This is a genomic window from Flavobacterium sp. N2820 (assembly GCF_025947285.1).
Lineage (GTDB): Bacteria > Bacteroidota > Bacteroidia > Flavobacteriales > Flavobacteriaceae > Flavobacterium.
Window position 1 is genome coordinate 1,657,476 of sequence record NZ_CP110008.1, and the last position, 18,478, is coordinate 1,675,953.

The following is an 18,478-nucleotide window of genomic DNA, read 5'->3' on the forward strand; positions in this document are numbered from 1 at the left end:
ATGAAAACAGAGATTTTTAAAAGTAATCCAAACTTAAAAGAGGTTCACATGACCTCTGATGGACAGTGTTTTTATAATGATAACGATGCAAAAATGCACGCCAAAACATTAGAAGACAAAACGGTTGAATTAGTAATGAATCCTACGTTCTTAGTCGACATTGAAGTTGTTGATGAGGAAAAACTTGACGGAGGTTCTGGCGATGCTCCAGCATTGGAGGACATGACAAAAGCAGAATTAGTTCAGTTTGCAAAATTGAATTATAAAGTAGAGTTAAAAGAAAAGTCTGCTAAACCAGAGCTTTTAGCGGCTATCAATGATTTAATCAAAAAAGACGAGGATGCTAAAGTCGTAACTATGGAAGGTAAAGCTCCAGAAGGTGAAGCTCCAGCAGTTGACGCTCCAAAAGAGGAAATTACTGCGGGTGACAATGCGGCAAAAGTAGAAGGAACTAATACAGAAAAAGAGTAATGAGACCAGGAGTATCAATAGGATTTGAAAACGGCAATCTTGGAGTTGTAGCCACAAGCCCTGACGGAGTTTGTGCTATCGTAGGAAGTGCCGCTGCCAATGGCTCGTTTGCTTTAGAAACACCATACACGGTGTATTCATTAGACGAGGCGGAAACGTTAGGAATTATCCCAACGGTTGCCGCAAACTATGAACTACATAAAACCATTAAAGAGTTTTACGCTGAAGCGGGAACTGGAACGGAGCTTTGGATTTATGGTGTTGCAAAAACACAAACATTAGATCAGTTAGTGGCTGACTCGGAAGCGGTTCTATTAGCATCTAATAGACGCATCAGATTTGTAACGCTTAAATACGCTCCATCTGTAGCCGATACAGATACAACAGCGGGTTTACGCACTGGTTTTCCTGCAACATTAGCGGCGGCTCAAGCAATTGCTGATGAGTACACGACAGAAAAAACACAACCAGTTGTTTACATTATTGAGGCTTACAACTATACAGGAGTTCCTGCAGATTTAGTAGGCTTTTCGGCAACCACTTACAACCGTGTTGCGGTTTTGATTGGAGATACAGAAACTCGTACGGGAGCAACGGCTTCTAAAGGTGCGGCGGTTGGAGTTCTTGCGGGTAGAATTGCAAAAAACCAAGTGCACGTAAATGTGGGAAGAGTTAAAGACGGAGCATTGAAACCGCTTAACTTCTATGTTCTTGACACACCAGTTGAACAGGTAAACATCGACGCTCTTTACGACAAAGGTTTCATTACACCTTGTACTCACGTTGGAAAGTCGGGTTACTATTTTGTAGATGATCATTTGGCTTGTACAGTTGAAGATGACTATCATTTTTTAACTCGTAGACGTGTAATTGATAAAGCCTATGTGTTGGCAAACGCTACACTATCAAACTTTATCCTGGACACGGTTCCATTAACTGGAGAGGGCAAAATGCAAGCCACGTATGCTAAGGCATTGGAGGCTGAAGTAGAAAGAGTAATTGTACAGGAAATGACTGCAAAAGGAGAAATCTCGGCAGACACTACTATTGCAAATGATACAGGAGTTGAAGTGTTGATTGATACTACAAACGTTATCGCAACAGATTCAAAAATCAAAGGAAAAATCAGAGTAAGACCTCACGGCTACGGAAGATTTATAGAGTTTTCAATTGGGTTTAATATAACGGCATAAGAATATGGCATTTAATTCAAGACAATACGAATGGGCGGATTTAACGCTTGTTCTAGGAGGTAGAGATGTAACGGGAATTCGTGGCATCAAATACTCTGAAAAGGCAGAAAAGGAGGCTTTGTTTGCTAAAGGAAGATTTGCCCACAGCATTCAAACTGGAAACATTGCGGTTGAGGGAGAAATCACTTTACTACAATCGGAGTACGAGGCTTTAGTTACAGCGGGTAACGGCTCTATTCTAGGACTTTCTTTAGATGGCGTTTTTGCTTATGGAAACCCAGCAGTTGGAGACCCACTTATTACCGATAGAGTAATTGGTATTAGCTTCACAGAAGCCGCTAAAGAATTCAAGCAAGGCGATAAGTTTATGGAAATCACACTTCCATTCGTTGCCTTATCAGTAAAAAATCAAGCATAAATTAAAAGCCCGCTTTCGGGCGGGCTTTTTATAAAAAACAAACACAAATGAAATCAAACATTGCAACCCCAGAACAAATTAAGGCGTGGAAGGAACAACACCTAGACGTTTACCAAATTGAAATTCCAGAAGACAACAAAGTTTGTTATCTGAGAAAGCCAACCAGAACCGAATTAAGTTATGGCTCTAAAGTTGGCGCCCAAGACCCTATGAAGTTTAACGAACATATCTTAAATGTTTGTTGGCTTGCGGGAGACGAGGAAATAAAAACAAATGATAGTTTGTTTTTAGCCGTTTCCACACAACTAGAGGAGGTTTTAGCTTTCAAAAAGGCTCAGCTAAAAAAGCTTTAGAGTCGTCAGAAGTTGACGAAAACGAATGGATTCGGATAGCAAACGCCCAATTGAGATATTATTTTCATCTCAATCCTGATGACTTAACAGACCAAGAGTGGGCAAGTTATTACAATGAATTAATCTACATAAGAAAATCAGAAAACAAATAAAATGAGTAGCCAAGCACTAAGTTATATTATTCAAATGAATAGCAACTTTGATAAGGTGTATACCTCATTCAATAAGTTTGCTACTGGAGTAAACACTGGTGTAGATAATATTCAAAGAAAATTAAACAGCGTTAGTCTTAACGCTATGATCCAAAACATTAATTCGGCTGCAGATGGTTTAAACAGTTTAAACGATCCTGGTATGAAGTTGAGTACAAATATGTATGACCTTCAAGCCATTACTGGAGTCGCTGGCGATAAGCTAAAAGAAATTGAAGGCTATGCCCGCCAAAACGCCAAAACCTTTGGGGGTGAGGCATCGGCATCGGCAGAATCATATAAGTTAATCCTGTCGCAATTATCTCCTGAAATCGCAAAAATGCCAAAAGCTTTGCAGTCGATGGGTAAAGAGGTATCGATTACATCTAAACTTATGGGCGGGGATACTGTTGCGGCAACCAACGTTCTTACAACGGCAATGAATCAGTATCAGGTTTCTTTAGAAGACCCAATTAAGGCATCTAAAGAAATGGCACGAATGAATAACGTAATGGCAGCCTCAGCCAAAGAGGGCTCTGCGGAACTTCCACAAATTGCACAGGCATTGGAGCAATCAGGATTAGCGGCTAAAACGGCGGGAGTATCTTTTGAAGAAACAAACGCATTTATTCAGGTACTAGACAAAAACGGAAAAAAAGGAGCTGAAGGCGGAGTTGCATTGCGTAACGTAATGGCAACTTTGGCACAAGGTAGATTTTTGCCAAAAGACACCAAAGCCGAGTTAGCAGCTGCAGGAGTAAACATCGATACATTAACGGATAGCTCGCTTTCGCTTTCGGACAGATTGAAACCTTTAAAGGGTATTATGAACGACCAGGCGTTGGTAACTAAACTTTTCGGCAAAGAAAACAGTAATGCCGCAATAGCTATGATTTCCAATACCGATGAGGCAAACCGATTAACTGAGGCAGTTAGCGGAACTAATACTGCATACGAACAGGCTGCAATTATAATGGAAAGCCCATTAGAAAAGAATAAGCGATTAAAGGCGCAAGTTGATGACTTTAAAATATCGTTGTTTAACGGCACAAATGGTTTAATTGGTTACGCTTCAGAAATTGGAAACGTTGCCAGAGATGTTGGTAACCTTATGCCTATTTTATCGGGTGCGGGAACTGTGCTTTCAACTTTAACCAGTGCAACAAAGATGCAAGCGTTATGGTCTGGAATAACAACAACCGCAACTTCTATATGGTCGGGTGCTCAAATGGTTTTAAATACAATTATGACCGCTAATCCAATTGGACTTTTAGTGGTAGCAATTGGAGCTCTTGTGGCTTTAGTTTATTCCGCAATTAAACATTATGACCAGTGGGGGTCTGCGGTTCTTTTCTTACTAGGTCCTTTCGGAATATTGATAAATATTATCATGAGCGTAAAAGACCATTGGGACTCTATCGTAAACGCCTTTAAATCGGATGGAATTGTTGGAGGTCTTAAACGTATTGGACTTGTGTTATTAGATGCAGTAATGAAACCATTGCAACAAATTTTAGAGGTTGTTGCAAAAGTAGATCCAACAGGTCTCGCACAAAAAGGACTTGACAAAATCAAGGCTTTCAGAACGGCTAACAACTTGGTAACACAAGGAGAAAAAGTAACTAAAGGTAAAGAAGCCGCAGATAAAGCGGTTATAAAAGAGCCAAAAGTACCAGGAGTTAAGGAGACGGAAGGCGGAGGAACTGGAGGAACTAAAGACGATGAGTCGGTCAAAAAATCTAATCAGGCAGTTGCAACTGGAGGCACAAAACACAATTATATTACAATAACCATCAAAGAGTTAAACGGTTTAAAAGATGTTGTTGTTAGTGGGAAAGATGCGGCAACAAAAGCGGGAACCGAAGTGGCAGACGAATTATTAAGAGTTATAGCAATGGCAGGAACAGCCACAGGATAAAATGGGAAACGTATTAGATAGTAGAGACATATTATTTGCAAGTTTAATGGGTAGCCAAGCGGTTGCACTTATTCAACGCTCGAACTTATTACAAAATGAGTTGTCAAAGCGTGTATTGCCTCCAATACCTTTTTTGCCCCTAAAAAATGAAACCCAAATTGAAAAGGCGTCGGATTTTAGTTTTGAAAATAATTGGCAAACTAATGATAGTACTCCTGAAGGTTCGCAGTTCTTTCCTATGTCGTTTAGCTTTACTGAAGGCGGGCAAAAATGGTTATTTCCGTTTGAGCCAATGATTAACATTTCATCAGGGAATAATATCATTAAACGCAACGTAGCCAAACAAGGAGAAAAGCTAATTGGAACTATAAAAGAGCGTTGGAGCAGAAAGGACTTTGACATACAAGTTACAGGAGTGTTAATGGGAAGTATGTTAAAAGGTTTACCTGAGGATACATTTCCAAGAGAACAAATGGAACGGTTATTTGAGTTCCTGAAGCATTCAAAAGAGTTCTTTATTTACTGCCACCCTTTGGAGATTTTAGGAATAACAAAAGTAGTTGTGGAAGATTATAGCTTCCCATTTACAAAAGGAGAAAACGTACAGGCTTATGACCTTAAACTAACAAGTGACTTTGCCTACAATTTATTGATAAAAGAAGAATTTTAAATTATGCGATTCGTTCGTTCGCTTTTGATGCTGTTAATGTTGGTGACATTCAGCACGGGATTCGGTTCTACAACTACCGACCTGAAGCAAAATTCAAAAGACAAACATGTTGTAACGGCTTTTAAAGTGGTTGCTCCTGAGTTTGTAAGTGTTGTATCATTTGAAAGCTCGGTTTTAATTACTGAGAATTATGCAAGTACGGAAAGTACAAATTTTGTCACGAAAAAAGTCTTTAACCCAAACATTGTAGCCGTCATTTCAGACGTAGGTTGGAGGAATTATCAGGAGCGAAATAAAGACATTCCATATAAAGAAAAGCTCATTGATAATTACAATTATAAGAACAAATTGAATAAGGTTGTGCCGGAACATCGAATACGTGATAATCCATTTGACAACTCGCCCACGTTCTTAATAAAACGGTATTATTAGATAAAAATAAATCAAAGCCATTCGTGTTAAATGGATGGCTTTTTTAAACGGGTGATAGCATTACTGGGATAATGCGTTTGAAGTAATTCAAAAGATGTGGTTCGATTCCACGCAACCCACAAATTAGAAAACAATGTACAACATCATTTGGGACATAAAATTTAAAACTAATGGAACGATTTACTCGCTCCAAACTGTGTCTTCTATTGATATTGAATGCAGCGTTGACAATTTAGCCGATACGGCAGTTATTACACTTCCAGAGGCGGTTATGAATCAAGTGTTAAATATTGGAAATGAAGTCGCACGAGGTTCGGAGGTTGTAATAAAAGCGGGCTACGATAAAACGCTACAAGCTGAATTTGTAGGCTATGTTCTTGATGTTGCTTCAAACGACAGCTCTTTAAAAATTATGTGCGAAGATGCGCTCTTCATTTTTAGAAAGGCGGTTAAAGATGTGGAGCTGAAGAATACAAATGTTTCCAAAATTGCAGACTATTTAGTCAAACAAATAGATCCTTCTTTTAAGTTGGTTTGCGATTATGATATTTCATACGAAAAGTTTGTCATCCATCAGGCAACCGCTTTTGATGTTTTGAAAAAATTAGCTGAGGAAACAAAAGCTAATATTTATTTCAATACTGAAAAAAAGGAATTGCACATACACGCTCCCTATTTAGAAAAAGGCGGAGAGGTAATTTATTCGATGCAAAGAAATGTAGAGAAAAGCTCTTTGGAATTCAAAAAGGCACTTGATAGAAAGGTTGAAGTAACCGTTGAAAGTACAAACGTAGCGGGCAAGATTGAAAGCTATACGGCTGGAACAACTGGAGGCGACAAAGTAACTTTAAAGGTTGGCTCTGTTTCTAAAGTCGATTTAAAAAAGATAGCCGATGCGGAGCTTATCCGTAGAAGTGCTGATATGTACGAGGGAGCAATCGATACGTGGTTAATTCCATTTGTGCAACCTACATACACAGCAAAAATAAAAGACGAGGATTATCCTGAAAAGGACGGCAAATATTATGTAGTTGGGGTTAATACTTCAGTTAGTGAAAGCGGAGGAAAACGAACGGTTAAACTTGGAATTAAAGTAAGCGTATAATGGATACATCGGCAGAAATAAAAAAGGCATTGCGTGAAGCTTTGGGAATCAATCCCAATTTGGCTATTACTGCAACCGTGGTTTCAGTTAATGGAAGCACTTGCTCTATTAAGTTAGCTAGCGAGTTGGTTCTGACGGATGTTCGCCTTTGTGCCACGATAAGCGATGACGCCGATATGATGGTTATTAAACCAAAAGTAGGTAGCGAAGTAATTGCAATGAGCCAAACTGGAAAGCTTGACGGCTTGTTTATTGTGAAAGTTGACGCAGTAGAATCAATACATTATTCTAAGGCAGATTTTGAATTTGTAATTGACGGAACAACGGGTAAAGTTACTTTGAAGAAATCGGGTGCAAACTTTGGGCAATTGATTAATGATTTTATTGACGCAATTTCTGGAATGCAAACGATTAATTCAGATATGACAACTGGAGCTTTACAGCCAACAGTTATAGCACAACTAAATGTCATTAAATCTAAGTTTAATTTGATTTTAAATAACGTTTAAACGATGAAAGATATAGGGATTCAATTAAAGGATAGCACAAATGCAGTTGAGAACATCGATTTAAAAGTTGTAATTGTTAAAGGTGTTGACGATAAAATAATAAGTGGTTTGGCTGTTGGTAGAACGCTTGCCCAAAATCAGGCGGTTATCTTAATTGCTAATCCAGGAGAGTTTCCTTTTAATCCTAAAATTGGGGTAGCCATTGACGAGCTGATATTGGATAACGATTATTTAAGATTCCGACACCGCATTCGTGAACATTTTGCAAAGGATGGATTAGTAGTTAAAAGAGTTGAATTATCAGAGAATAAACCTTTACAGATAGAGGCTAATTATGAGTAAGGAAGTAACATACAGCGGACAATCATTTTATAACAAAGTGGTCGAATGTACGGGCGATATTGAAAACGCCTTCGCTATGTTATTATTAAATAAAAAGACATCAACAACCGAAAGGTTACAAGTTGGAGAGGTTTTAAAAGTAAGCGAAGTTACCGACTTTGAAGTCGTTGATTTTTTTACTGAGGTAAATAGACCCGCAACATTAAAAGAAAATATAATTGTGGAGGCAACTGAAAATTATTTGATACCAGGAGAGTTTCCTTTTAGTTTTTAAATTATGGCAAGAGATAGAAAAACGATTAAAAAAGAGTTGACAGATACATTTATGTCTAACCCCTTAATTATTGCTTTGTATGGTTTAGTAAGTGGTCAAACATTTGAGGAGCAGTTCTCTTTGGTTTCTGTTGAAAATGTTTGGTTTGATAATATTTCTTTAGCCATTTATGAGCATGAGCAAATTGTGGCTACAAATGCCCTTAACTCTCGACCGCACAATTTGTCCTGGTACTTAGAAAAATGTAAAAACTTTCACGATGGTTTGGAGTTGGTTTGGTTAGACGGACAATTTCAATATGACTTAACTTCGGTTCTGGATGCAGAGGAAAGAAAAATAATTGATAGAGTTGCCGTTTTGGAGTCGTCAAATGGAGAGCTAGTGGTTAAAGTTGCCACAGATAACGCAGGAAATATTGAGCCATTAAGCGCACCGCAGTTAGTTCGATTTACAAATTATCTGCAGTTGATTAAAGATGCGGGAAATCGCATTAGAATTATCAACCAAGAGGCAGATAAATTGAAACTAACATTGGATGTTTATGTTGATGTTTCAATAATTGATTTATCTACAGGACAACTTCTAAATACTGACGATGTTGTTTATCCAGTTAAGGAAGCAATTGATAACTATTTGTCAAATCTTGAATTTAATGGGGCATTAGTAAAAGAGTTTTTAAAGAATGAAATTCAAAAAGCCTCAGGAGTTAAACTTCCTCTTATTCAAGGTTTAGAATGGCAGTATGCTACTTTCCCATTTGAGACCATTGGTGAGTGGAAAGTTCCAGAAGCGGGTTACTTTAAAATTGAACCAGCAGATTTAACAATTAACTATTTGCCTTATGTTTTGGATTAGCACCAATTTTAAACAGCAATTTTTAGACCTATCACCCACATTTTTTAGGGGCGAAAGGTTTGAGGCTTTCTTAGGCGTTTTTGCTAAACCATTGCAAACATTAGCTGATACGACACTTTACCAAATGCAACATGATAGCACCGTTATTTATTTGGAAAAGGTATTGAATGAATATTTTGCAATTTCAACGTATAACCCAAATAGCCATATTGCCACAAGGCAGATTTATATTGAAGATGCGCCACAAGCGGTCAAAAATTATATTTATCAACCTGAAGAAACAAACCCTGTTTATTTAGGCTTGGTTTACTTGGATAGAGAAATTGCTTTAGATCAATATCATTTTATTGTGAAAATACCAGTTTCAATATCATTTAATGAGGCAAGATTGAGAGCATTAATTGATTTTTACAAATTGGCGGGAAAAAGATATTTAATAGAAACGTATTAACGTATGAAAACAATAAATTTTGATTACACGGGTGGTTTCCCATTAGAGCAACCCGTACTAAAGAGAATGCAGTCAGGAACTTTATTAGTTTTAGAGGCATTTGTTAAGCATTTAGGCTGTGCCGATACAGGAAATTTTATTATTTCTGGGTGTACTATATCGGGTGCAAATATTACTCCTGGTATCATGTATATTGATGGAGAGCTTTGCCCTTTTGCTGGAGCTGTAGGAACTGCAACAACTAAAATACAAAAGCAAACTAATACAGTAACCGCTCCATTTGAAAATGGAACAAACCCGCCCGTTTTTATTGAAACGATAGCGGTTGTTAATGCGGCGGGAACCGAGCTACAAAACTTTACAAGATTTTATTTTGTTCAAGACGCTAATTATGTTCACACCGACAATAATTTCACGGCTGTACTATTGGCAAAACTGAATAGCATAGCTTCTGGCGCAGAGGTTAACGTTCAAACCAACTGGAATGAAACCAATCCATTATCTGATGCCTTTTTGGTTGGAAAACCAACGGGCGATTTAATGACATATTTGTGGAGAGGTAGAGTTATAATTGGCAATATTGGTTCTGGTACTGAAATTCCTATTTCTTTTCCTGATGTTGGAACCACTCAATACTCTGTTCTAGGTGTATTAAACGGTAGTAACTCTAATTTAGGACTAGATAACGATGTTACCTATGTTATTGGTCAGCAAACCGCAACCTCTTTCAAAATTTCTTTTGATGAGTACGAAAATCACAATCAACAATTAACCTTTAGTTATTTTATTATTCCAAATCCATAGATTATGAAATATATAGCAATAAGCCTCCCAGAAAAGCCATTCATTGTATGGTCGTCTATTCCAGATGGTGCGTATGAGAATCCAGAAAGCGAATATTTTGAGCATCCATTAGTTTTAGACGAGGAGGACGTTCCTTCTACAGAATTTGGCGTATGCCCTTTAAAAATTGTTGAGGGCGCTTTGGTGTCTAGAACTCCCGCAGAAATGACTGCATTTGAATCGCAGTGGATTCAGTCCGAATTTTTGCGCAACAATAAATTAATTATTAATCAGGTAAATGAAGGGAGTTTTACCTACGACACTCAAACATTTCCAATGGATGAACGTTCGCGTATTTTCTATCAAGCATTTGACAGAGCTAGAGGCACTGTTGGAGTGAAGTGTATGACGACTGCGGGCGCATTGTATACATTGCCTGTTGAAAATATTGATGCCTTTATGGATGCGTACTTTTCACAATTAAGAGAACTTTCAAAACCACTTGTATAATTATGCCACTAGGAATAGAAACAAAAGTAGATAGCCCAGATAAGTTAGCAGCGGTTTCTGGTAAACCAACAGAAAATTATTTGTTTGCCGAGGAGTTTAACCAAATAGTGCAAAAAAGCGACGAGCTAGAAGCAAGTAAAGCGGATTTAGTGGGGGGTAAAGTTCCTGCAGAACAATTACCTTCTTATGTAGACGATGTTTTAGAGTTTACTGATTTAGCTTCATTTCCAGTTACAGGCGAAACGGGTAAAATTTATTTGGCTTTAGATACGAATAAGACTTATCGCTGGAGTGGTTCTGCTTATGTTCAGATTGGTGTTGGTAAAAGAACATGGATGGTTGCTTGGACGGGGGTTTTATATTTTGATGGGAATTCAGGTAATGGTAACTGGTCAGGTTTAAATGCAACAAGTGCAAGTACTTTCGGATTATTAGGCGGAACAAATGGAACTATATTTCAGACTCCAGTTGGTACTGGTGGATTACCAAGCCCTCAATCTCCAGCACGTGTTATACCTTATAATTGCAAGATAAAATATTTTCATATTAGAAACGGAGTATCTCCTTTTTCAGCAGTTAGTCCCGCTAATTTTAGATTAAGATTTCATACACACACACCTAATGGGACAACAACTTTGAACAATCCAGTTTTACAGGGTGAGTTTGATAGCACAGGATTTAACATGCCTACTAACTATGTTTATCCTTCAAGTTGTTTTACAAATAACAATTTGACTTTACAAGCCGGGGACGTAATTACGCCAATAATGAGAGGTTTGCAGGCTTTGACGGCTGGTGCTTTAATTAGTGATTTTTACTTAGAATTTGAAGAGATATGATACAATTTTTAGAAAATAGTAAGCCGATTTTTACATCGGATAGAGAGGACTTAATAGATTTTTATACTTCGAAAGGGTATGAAGTTTGCCCAATTTTGTACAATGGAAGTTTTTTAAGTCCAATTTGGAATGGAACTGCTTTTGTAGAAGGTGCAACACCCGAAGAAATAGCAGAAGCAAACAATCCAATAGTTCCACAAACAATATCAGCAATGCGCTTAAAGCTTCAATTGTTTGATATGGGGATTACTGACGAGGATATATTTGAAGATATTGATTCCATACCAGAATTTATGTTTTCAATCACTGATAAAGAAAAAGCTAAAATTAAGTATAAAACAGCCACAAGTTTTGAACGAACAAATGGAGAATTAAACTTTGTAGCAACAATGGAAGGTTTAACTCAACAGCAAGTTGACGAAATTTTTATTAATGGCAATTTATAAGTTATGGGAATTTTACTCTACATCATCGCAACAATCCTATGGATTTTAATTACCCCAATTAACTGGGTAATTGTATCGTTTAAACACGGTTTAAGTAATGGTTATTTTACTGAAACGGCAATTGATATTGATAAGTTTGGCAACCGCAATTTTAGAACGTTCTTAAACGCATCAATGCGGTTAAAAAATGGTTATAAGTTTGGCAACGTCAATGAAACTATTAGTAGCGCATTAGGTAAAAACCAAAGAGATAAAACGCTTAGCTGGTTTGGAATAGGAATCTGTTTTGTACTGGACAAAATAGAAAAAGACCATTGTGAAAAATCAATAAACGAAAACGTTTAAACTTCAGGGAGGAATGAAGTAAAAAAAAGTCCTCCGACATTTAAAAATCTTTCTCAGGGATTTATTTAAAATTACGACACCAAAGCCGATCGGAGGACAAAAGTCTTCTGGTTGGCTTTTGTGCGTTATATAAATCCCTGAGAGCAACAAAAGTAATCTAAAATTATAAATATGGCAAAACAATTTAACTACAAACAGCAGTACGGTGTTATTGTTATTTGTGAAACGGAAGAGGAGCAAATTAAGATGTTCGAGGAGCTAAAGGCTAAAGGTTTAAAACTTAAAGTAGTAACAACATGATAGTAAAAATTGAGAACAAAACTAAAGACTTTGAAAGCTATAGAGCTCAAAGGGTAAAATCTTTATTTAATGCAGAGGACGGCTCACAATTTACACAAGATTTTAATATTGAAATTGACGACATGGATTGGGGCATTGGTTTAATTGTTGGGGCGAGTGGTTCTGGTAAGACTTCCATTGGTAAGCAATTCTTTGGAGAGGATAAAATTTGCAATCTTTATGCGGGTTGGGAACATGACAAACCAATTGTAGACTGTATTTTGCCTGATGGAGATTTCAACACAGCTACAGGAGCCTTGGCGGCTGTAGGTCTTGGAGATGTTCCAAGTTGGTTGCGACCTTTTCACGCATTATCAAATGGTCAACAATTTAGAGCGGGTTTAGCTCGGTTAGTTACTGAAGCACCCGACGAGGTTGTTGTTGATGAGTTTACCAGTGTAGTGGACAGACAAATTGCCAAAATTGGTGCGCTAGCCTTTGCAAAGAACTGGAGGCGAAATAAAGGAAAAAAAGTAGTGCTATTATCTTGCCACTATGATATTATCGAATGGTTACAACCAGACTGGGTATATGATGTAAATACCAAAGTATTAAAAAAAAAATTGAACTCGGCAACCGACCAGAGATTAAAATCGACATTTGGAAGGTCAACGGAACTTACTGGAAGTATTTTAAAGAGCATTACTATTTAGACCTACCACATCCGCCTGCAGCCGAATACTTTGTTGGAGTTGTAAACGGGGAACTTGTGGCACACGTTGCTGTTTGTCCTTTGTTTACGGCTAAGGCTTACAGGGCAACTCGTTTAGTTGTTATGCCCGAGTGGCAAGGTGCTGGAGTTGGAACCGCATTTTTAAATGAGGTTATGCAATACCATTTAGAAGGTAACGGCAGATGCGGGCATAAGTTCCCGACGTTCTTTCACACTAGCCACCCGCAATTAGCATCTTATTTAAGAAGTGCAAAAGTTTGGATACAAACAGGCGCAATGCTATATGGCTCTAATAAAACAAGAAGCAACGCTAGTATCGTTAAGACTGGGAAAAAGGGAACTATTACAGGCTGTGGATATGGCGGACATTTTAGAGCTATTCAAAGTTTTAAATATATAGGAAAATGAAAAAATTAAGAGTTTTTATAAGTGGTCAAAAGTATTTTGGAGAGCAAGTGTTTAGCTTGTGCCAAAGCCTTGACTTTATCGAAATTGTAGGAGTTTGCGCTCCGCTCGATGATAAGTACATCGGTAAAACCGCAAGAAAGTTTAATATTCCAGTTGTGCCTGCGGGCGCATTAAACGCCGATACAATGCCCAATAATGTAGATATTGGTATTACGGCGCACTCATTTGATTATATCGGCGTACGCACAAGATATAAGCCTAATATTGGTTGGATAGGTTATCACCCGAGTTTGTTACCACGTCATCGTGGGCGTTCGTCTATTGAATGGGCTATCAAAATGCGGGATGCAATTACAGGCGGAACAGTGTTTTGGTTAAATGCTGGAATTGATCGAGGTGATATTGCATATCAGGAGATTTGCTTCATAGATCCGAAAATGTACGCAATGGACACAAAGAAGGCAGCAAAGTTGTTGTGGGAGCATGAGCTTCAGGACTTAGGATTAAAGTTGATTCGACAGGCGCTGATTGATATAAGTAACGGAGTTATTATAAAGAAGCCACAGCGTAAGGAGTTTAGCACCTTTGAGCCAAGCACTGACGTCAAGGATATATTTAAGCCAGACTTATTGATGTTGGAGCAATATGCATCTGATAGCAAATAATAAAAGCCCTATTAAGGGCTTTTTAAATAGTGTTTAAACATTGATTAAATGTTATATATTTGCTCTGAAAGTGCACAATTCATTTTTTATTTATGCACAATTCATTTTTGCGATTATATAAAAAAAAATATTTTTTTAATTTCCAGCTTCTTTTTCTGCGTCATCAATCATTTTTTGATTGGCAACGATAGCAAATTCTACACGTCTATTTAAACTTCTACCCGTTTCCGAATCATTTGTTTCGATTGGTTCTGCTTCTCCCATACCAACTACTGAAAAACGCGCAGGAGACAATCCTTTACCCGATAGATATGATTTAACAGCAGCCGCTCTTTCTGAAGATAAATTTAAATTATAACTTTGAGAACCTTTACTATCGGTGTAGCCATAAATTTTTATATCTGTATCAGAATATTCTTTAAAAACGGGCACCAATTTATCTAAATTTTGCTTAGCGGTTAGTGTTAAAGCCGATTTATTGAATTCAAAATTAACAGAATTTTCTCCCAATACTAAATGAATTCCCTCACCAACTCTTTGTACTTGAGTTCCTGGTAAAGCTGTTTCAATTTCTCGAGCTTGTTTATCCATTTTATTTCCAATCAAACCGCCAATTGTTCCTCCAACTACCCCACCAATAACAGCACCTAAAGGCGTATTGCCTCCTTTTCCTAAGTTGTTCCCTAAAATTCCTCCAATTACTGCACCTGAGGTGGTACCAATAGCAACTCCTTTTTGGGTATTGTTTGCGTTTTTTATAGCTTCACAACCCACAAATGAAGTAGAAAACAAAACAATTGTAATCATACTAAATGCGATATACTTTTTTTTCATAATTTCTTTTTTTAATTTAATCTGTTAAATTCATAAACCAAAGTGGTGATTTTTCCTGCAACTTCTACATTATCTAATAGCTCAAATGAATTTTCTGTTAAATTAGCCACTTTTAAAATGTACCCTTCTTTTACCCTTTTAGCCTTTGCATCAGCACCAATAAATTTTAAAACAAGATTTCCTTCTTGATTTACATACCATGTAATTTCACTAGAAAACGAAGGACAACCCGGTTTTTTTAAGGCCATTTCTCCTTCATTATTATTGGAAACAAAACGCCACTCACTCGCCTCAAAACACTGAGAATCAGCCACACCAAAAGAATTAATCTTGATATAAGAAGAATTTGGATACGAAACCGATGTGAGTTTCCAATTTCCTTTTAAACCTACCGCTGTCTTATTGTCTAATTTTGTAACAGGATTAGTTTTGCATGAGACAATCAAAAAAAACAAACCAAAAATAATTACACTTTTCATAATAAATTGTTTTACAGAAGATTATATCTACAAAGGTAACCCTTATAATCCCAGCAAACGTTAATTATAACCCAATTTGACCACCAGACAATTTGTCATAAAACTAAAAATGGTATCCATTTTGAAATACAAGTAAAATCAATTGTTTAACTAAAAAATTTTAAAATATGGCATCAGGAAAAATTAATGTTTCAGTAGAAAACATCTTTCCCTTAATTAAAAAGTTTTTGTACAGCGACCACGAAATTTTTCTTCGTGAATTAGTATCGAATGCTACCGACGCTACTTTAAAATTAAAACATTTAACCAGTATTGGTGAAGCTAAAGTAGAATATGGCAATCCAATAATCGAAGTAAAAATCGACAAAGAAGGCAAAAAACTACACATCATTGACCAAGGTTTAGGAATGACCGCTGATGAAGTAGAAAAATACATCAATCAAGTAGCTTTTTCTGGCGCAGAAGAATTCTTAGAAAAATATAAAGATTCGGCTAAAGATTCAGGAATTATTGGCCACTTTGGATTAGGTTTTTACTCGGCTTTTATGGTGGCTGAAAAGGTAGAAATCATTACTAAATCATATAAAGACGAACCTGCAGCGCATTGGACATGCGATGGAAGTCCGGAATTTACTTTAGTACCTCATGACAAAACGGAAAGAGGTTCGGAAATCATCTTACATATTGCTGAAGATTCTTTAGAATTTTTAGAAGAATTTAAAATCCGTGAATTGTTAACCAAGTACAATAAATTTATGCCTGTTCCGATTAAATTTGGAACCAAACAAGAAGCGCTTCCAAAACCTGAAGATGCAGGCGATGATTACAAAACGGAATACCTTGAAGTAGATAACATCATCAATAATCCAAATCCGGCTTGGACAAAACAACCGGTAGATTTAACGGATGAAGATTACAAAAAATTCTATCACGAATTGTATCCAATGCAATTTGAAGAGCCGTTATTCAACATACACTTAAATGTGGATTATCCATTCAACTTGACTGGAATTTTATATTTCCCAAAAATGGGCGCTGATTTACAATTGCAAAAAGATAAAATTCAATTGTACCAAAATCAAGTATATGTGACTGACAATGTGGAAGGAATAGTTCCTGAATTTTTAGGAATGTTGAAAGGTGTGATTGATTCACCAGATATTCCGTTAAACGTTTCGCGTTCGTATTTACAAGCGGATGGAAATGTAAAGAAAATTTCAAACTATATCACTCGTAAAGTAGCTGATAAATTAAAATCGTTATTCAACGAAAACCGTGAAGATTTCGAACAAAAATGGAACGACATCAAAATTGTGTTGGAATACGGAATGCTTTCGGAACCAAAATTTTATGATAAAGCTGGTGATTTTGTATTGTATCCAACTACAGATAACAAATATTACACTTTAGCCGAATTAAAAGAAGCTATTGCTCCAAATCAAACCGATAAAAACGGAAAACTAGTAGTTTTATACGCTTCAAATAAAGACGCACAACACAGTTATATTGATATTGCAAAAGAAAAAGGCTATCAAGTGTTGTTATTAGATTCTCCAATTGTTTCACATTTAATTCAAAAATTAGAAGCTGATAATGAAAATATATCCTTTGCTCGTGTAGATGCAGATCATATCGATAAATTAATTCAGAAAGAAGAAGAAACGATTTCTAAGTTATCAGATGAAGAAAAAAATAAGCTAAAAGAAACTTTAGAAACAGTAGTTCCGAAAGAAAACTATACAGTTCAATTGGAAAATTTAGACAGCAATGCAGCTCCCTTCATGATAACGCAGCCTGAATTTATGCGAAGAATGAAAGAAATGAGTGCATCTGGCGGTGGTGGAATGTTTGGTATGGGTAATTTTCCAGATATGTATAATTTAGTAGTAAACACAAATTCAGAATTAGCAACTACGATTTTAAACAGCACAGAAGATGCACAAAAAGACTTAGTAAAACAAGCCTTAGATTTAGCAAAACTATCACAAGGATTACTAAAAGGCGAAGAACTAACGGCTTTTGTAAAGCGAAGTTTTGAAACTTTAAAGTAATCCAAATTGTCATTCTGAACTTGTTTCAGAATCTAATTTAATCCTGACAGGTTTTTGAAACCTGTCAGGATTTTTTTATATTTGGATGAGTTAATTCAAAATAAATGAAATTTCACTTCCAAATAACATTATTACTATTAATTTTTAGTTTTTCTTATTCACAAAAAAATAAAGAATTTGAGAAGTTAAAGAAATACAACGGCTATAAAGTTGTAATAAATCCCAAATCAAAATATAATTGGACTTATAAGTATAAGCTAAAAAATGGTTATATAACTCAACAAGATAACTATGCAAAAAAACAATTGGTTTATAAATGTACCCACTTATATGACACGTTAAACAACATACAACACACCATTGAATTATTTAGTAAAGAAAAAGGTTACAAAAATGATTCAATTTTTATGAAAGAAATTGATTTAGTAACAAATGAAATAAATGAAATTTATACCAATAGAGAAATCATAAAAAAAGAAGGTGATTATAACGCTGAAGGAAATTTAATAACATATGATGATTCAATTTTTGTAAAATATGAATATAAATATGATTCTCTAAATAATATCATTGAAGAAAAAATATATGAATATCCTGAAAAAACTAAAACTGAAACCATTACCTACAAATACGACAAATTTAATAATGTAATTGAAGTCAATCGTGAATTTAACTATCCGGTTGAATTCCCGGTCATCTATGTTGGAGGAAGAGCACATTATAAAAAGGAATACTACAGATATATCTATAATAAAGACGGACTTTGGATAAAAAAATATTGGATTGTAGAGGGCAAAGAAACCCTAATTGAGAGAAGAAAATTTTTTAAAAATTAACCATAAAACTACCTTTTAAAAAGTCAAAAAAAAGAGTCAAAACCTAGTTTAATACCATAGAACAAAGAATTATTGCGTTTAATCCTGA

At 36.2% G+C, this 18,478-nt stretch carries 26 protein-coding genes; 24 read left to right on the plus strand and 2 right to left on the minus strand.

Annotation, left to right across the window (positions count from 1 at the left end; genetic code table 11):
- The 22 genes from OLM52_RS08030 (at position 1) to OLM52_RS08135 (ending at position 14,190) form a co-directional block, all read left to right on the plus strand.
- Positions 1–471 (plus strand): hypothetical protein, encoded by a 471-nt coding sequence (locus tag OLM52_RS08030; protein ID WP_264548023.1) that lies wholly within the window; start codon positions 1–3, stop codon positions 469–471.
- Positions 471–1,664, plus strand: a complete 1,194-nt coding sequence (locus tag OLM52_RS08035) for a DUF2586 domain-containing protein (protein WP_264548024.1) — start codon at positions 471–473, stop codon at positions 1,662–1,664. The genes OLM52_RS08030 and OLM52_RS08035 overlap by 1 nt, the downstream gene beginning before the upstream one ends.
- Positions 1,665–1,668: 4 nt before the next feature.
- Positions 1,669–2,082, plus strand: coding sequence for a hypothetical protein (locus OLM52_RS08040; protein ID WP_264548025.1), 414 nt, complete (start codon positions 1,669–1,671; stop codon positions 2,080–2,082).
- A 47-nt stretch (positions 2,083–2,129) separates the two neighbouring features.
- A complete protein-coding gene (locus OLM52_RS08045) occupies positions 2,130–2,435 on the plus strand; it encodes a hypothetical protein (RefSeq protein WP_264548026.1) in 306 nt (101 codons plus the stop codon).
- A gap of 153 nt (positions 2,436–2,588) precedes the next feature.
- Positions 2,589–4,544: a phage tail tape measure protein gene (locus OLM52_RS08050; RefSeq protein ID WP_264548027.1), complete on the plus strand. Its 1,956-nt coding sequence runs from the start codon at positions 2,589–2,591 to the stop codon at positions 4,542–4,544.
- Between the two features lies 1 nt (position 4,545).
- Complete coding sequence (locus OLM52_RS08055; RefSeq protein WP_264548028.1) at positions 4,546–5,214, plus strand: DUF6046 domain-containing protein; 669 nt, start codon at positions 4,546–4,548, stop codon at positions 5,212–5,214.
- 3 nt (positions 5,215–5,217) lie between these two features.
- On the plus strand, positions 5,218–5,646 hold the full coding sequence (locus tag OLM52_RS08060; RefSeq protein WP_264548029.1) for a hypothetical protein: 429 nt from the start codon (positions 5,218–5,220) through the stop codon (positions 5,644–5,646).
- 133 nt (positions 5,647–5,779) lie between these two features.
- Positions 5,780–6,751 carry a hypothetical protein gene (locus OLM52_RS08065; RefSeq protein ID WP_264548030.1) on the plus strand — a complete coding sequence of 324 codons (972 nt, stop codon included), beginning with the start codon at positions 5,780–5,782 and terminating at the stop codon, positions 6,749–6,751.
- Positions 6,751–7,260, plus strand: coding sequence for a hypothetical protein (locus tag OLM52_RS08070; protein ID WP_264548031.1), 510 nt, complete (start codon positions 6,751–6,753; stop codon positions 7,258–7,260). Before OLM52_RS08065 ends, OLM52_RS08070 begins: the two co-directional genes overlap by 1 nt.
- Before the next feature lie 3 nt (positions 7,261–7,263).
- Positions 7,264–7,602 (plus strand): hypothetical protein, encoded by a 339-nt coding sequence (locus OLM52_RS08075; protein ID WP_264548032.1) that lies wholly within the window; start codon positions 7,264–7,266, stop codon positions 7,600–7,602.
- The gene (locus tag OLM52_RS08080; protein ID WP_264548033.1) at positions 7,595–7,876 is read left to right on the plus strand and encodes a hypothetical protein; all 282 of its coding nucleotides are present in this window, start codon (positions 7,595–7,597) and stop codon (positions 7,874–7,876) included. Before OLM52_RS08075 ends, OLM52_RS08080 begins: the two co-directional genes overlap by 8 nt.
- 3 nt (positions 7,877–7,879) lie before the next feature.
- Positions 7,880–8,731 (plus strand): hypothetical protein, encoded by an 852-nt coding sequence (locus OLM52_RS08085; protein ID WP_264548034.1) that lies wholly within the window; start codon positions 7,880–7,882, stop codon positions 8,729–8,731.
- Positions 8,718–9,182: a hypothetical protein gene (locus OLM52_RS08090; RefSeq protein WP_264548035.1), complete on the plus strand. Its 465-nt coding sequence runs from the start codon at positions 8,718–8,720 to the stop codon at positions 9,180–9,182. The genes OLM52_RS08085 and OLM52_RS08090 overlap by 14 nt, the downstream gene beginning before the upstream one ends.
- Positions 9,183–9,185: 3 nt before the next feature.
- Positions 9,186–9,986, plus strand: coding sequence for a hypothetical protein (locus OLM52_RS08095; protein WP_264548036.1), 801 nt, complete (start codon positions 9,186–9,188; stop codon positions 9,984–9,986).
- A gap of 3 nt (positions 9,987–9,989) precedes the next feature.
- Positions 9,990–10,475, plus strand: coding sequence for a hypothetical protein (locus OLM52_RS08100; protein ID WP_264548037.1), 486 nt, complete (start codon positions 9,990–9,992; stop codon positions 10,473–10,475).
- Positions 10,476–10,477: 2 nt separating this feature from the next.
- Positions 10,478–11,314 carry a hypothetical protein gene (locus OLM52_RS08105; RefSeq protein ID WP_264548038.1) on the plus strand — a complete coding sequence of 279 codons (837 nt, stop codon included), beginning with the start codon at positions 10,478–10,480 and terminating at the stop codon, positions 11,312–11,314.
- Positions 11,311–11,760 carry a hypothetical protein gene (locus tag OLM52_RS08110; protein WP_264548039.1) on the plus strand — a complete coding sequence of 150 codons (450 nt, stop codon included), beginning with the start codon at positions 11,311–11,313 and terminating at the stop codon, positions 11,758–11,760. Before OLM52_RS08105 ends, OLM52_RS08110 begins: the two co-directional genes overlap by 4 nt.
- Before the next feature lie 3 nt (positions 11,761–11,763).
- The gene (locus tag OLM52_RS08115) at positions 11,764–12,105 is read left to right on the plus strand and encodes a hypothetical protein (protein ID WP_264548040.1); all 342 of its coding nucleotides are present in this window, start codon (positions 11,764–11,766) and stop codon (positions 12,103–12,105) included.
- A 171-nt stretch (positions 12,106–12,276) separates the two neighbouring features.
- Positions 12,277–12,405 carry a hypothetical protein gene (locus OLM52_RS08120; RefSeq protein ID WP_264548041.1) on the plus strand — a complete coding sequence of 43 codons (129 nt, stop codon included), beginning with the start codon at positions 12,277–12,279 and terminating at the stop codon, positions 12,403–12,405.
- Positions 12,402–13,097 carry a hypothetical protein gene (locus OLM52_RS08125; RefSeq protein ID WP_264548042.1) on the plus strand — a complete coding sequence of 232 codons (696 nt, stop codon included), beginning with the start codon at positions 12,402–12,404 and terminating at the stop codon, positions 13,095–13,097. Before OLM52_RS08120 ends, OLM52_RS08125 begins: the two co-directional genes overlap by 4 nt.
- On the plus strand, positions 13,043–13,525 hold the full coding sequence (locus OLM52_RS08130) for a GNAT family N-acetyltransferase (RefSeq protein ID WP_264550528.1): 483 nt from the start codon (positions 13,043–13,045) through the stop codon (positions 13,523–13,525). The genes OLM52_RS08125 and OLM52_RS08130 overlap by 55 nt, the downstream gene beginning before the upstream one ends.
- Positions 13,522–14,190 (plus strand): formyltransferase family protein, encoded by a 669-nt coding sequence (locus OLM52_RS08135; protein WP_264548043.1) that lies wholly within the window; start codon positions 13,522–13,524, stop codon positions 14,188–14,190. Before OLM52_RS08130 ends, OLM52_RS08135 begins: the two co-directional genes overlap by 4 nt.
- Before the next feature lie 135 nt (positions 14,191–14,325).
- On the opposite strand, the gene OLM52_RS08140 is transcribed toward OLM52_RS08135, so the two are convergent.
- Together OLM52_RS08140 and OLM52_RS08145 are read right to left on the minus strand one after the other, a co-directional pair.
- The gene (locus OLM52_RS08140; RefSeq protein WP_264548044.1) at positions 14,326–15,024 is read right to left on the minus strand and encodes an OmpA family protein; all 699 of its coding nucleotides are present in this window, start codon (positions 15,022–15,024) and stop codon (positions 14,326–14,328) included.
- Between the two features lie 11 nt (positions 15,025–15,035).
- Positions 15,036–15,503 (minus strand): lipocalin family protein, encoded by a 468-nt coding sequence (locus tag OLM52_RS08145; protein ID WP_264548045.1) that lies wholly within the window; start codon positions 15,501–15,503, stop codon positions 15,036–15,038.
- A 167-nt stretch (positions 15,504–15,670) separates the two neighbouring features.
- Here OLM52_RS08145 and htpG point away from each other — a divergent pair, with 167 nt between their 5' ends.
- Positions 15,671–17,554, plus strand: a complete 1,884-nt coding sequence (gene htpG / locus OLM52_RS08150; RefSeq protein ID WP_264548046.1) for a molecular chaperone HtpG — start codon at positions 15,671–15,673, stop codon at positions 17,552–17,554.
- Positions 17,555–17,658: 104 nt separating this feature from the next.
- On the plus strand, positions 17,659–18,390 hold the full coding sequence (locus OLM52_RS08155; RefSeq protein ID WP_264548047.1) for a hypothetical protein: 732 nt from the start codon (positions 17,659–17,661) through the stop codon (positions 18,388–18,390).
- Positions 18,391–18,478 lie beyond the last annotated feature (88 nt).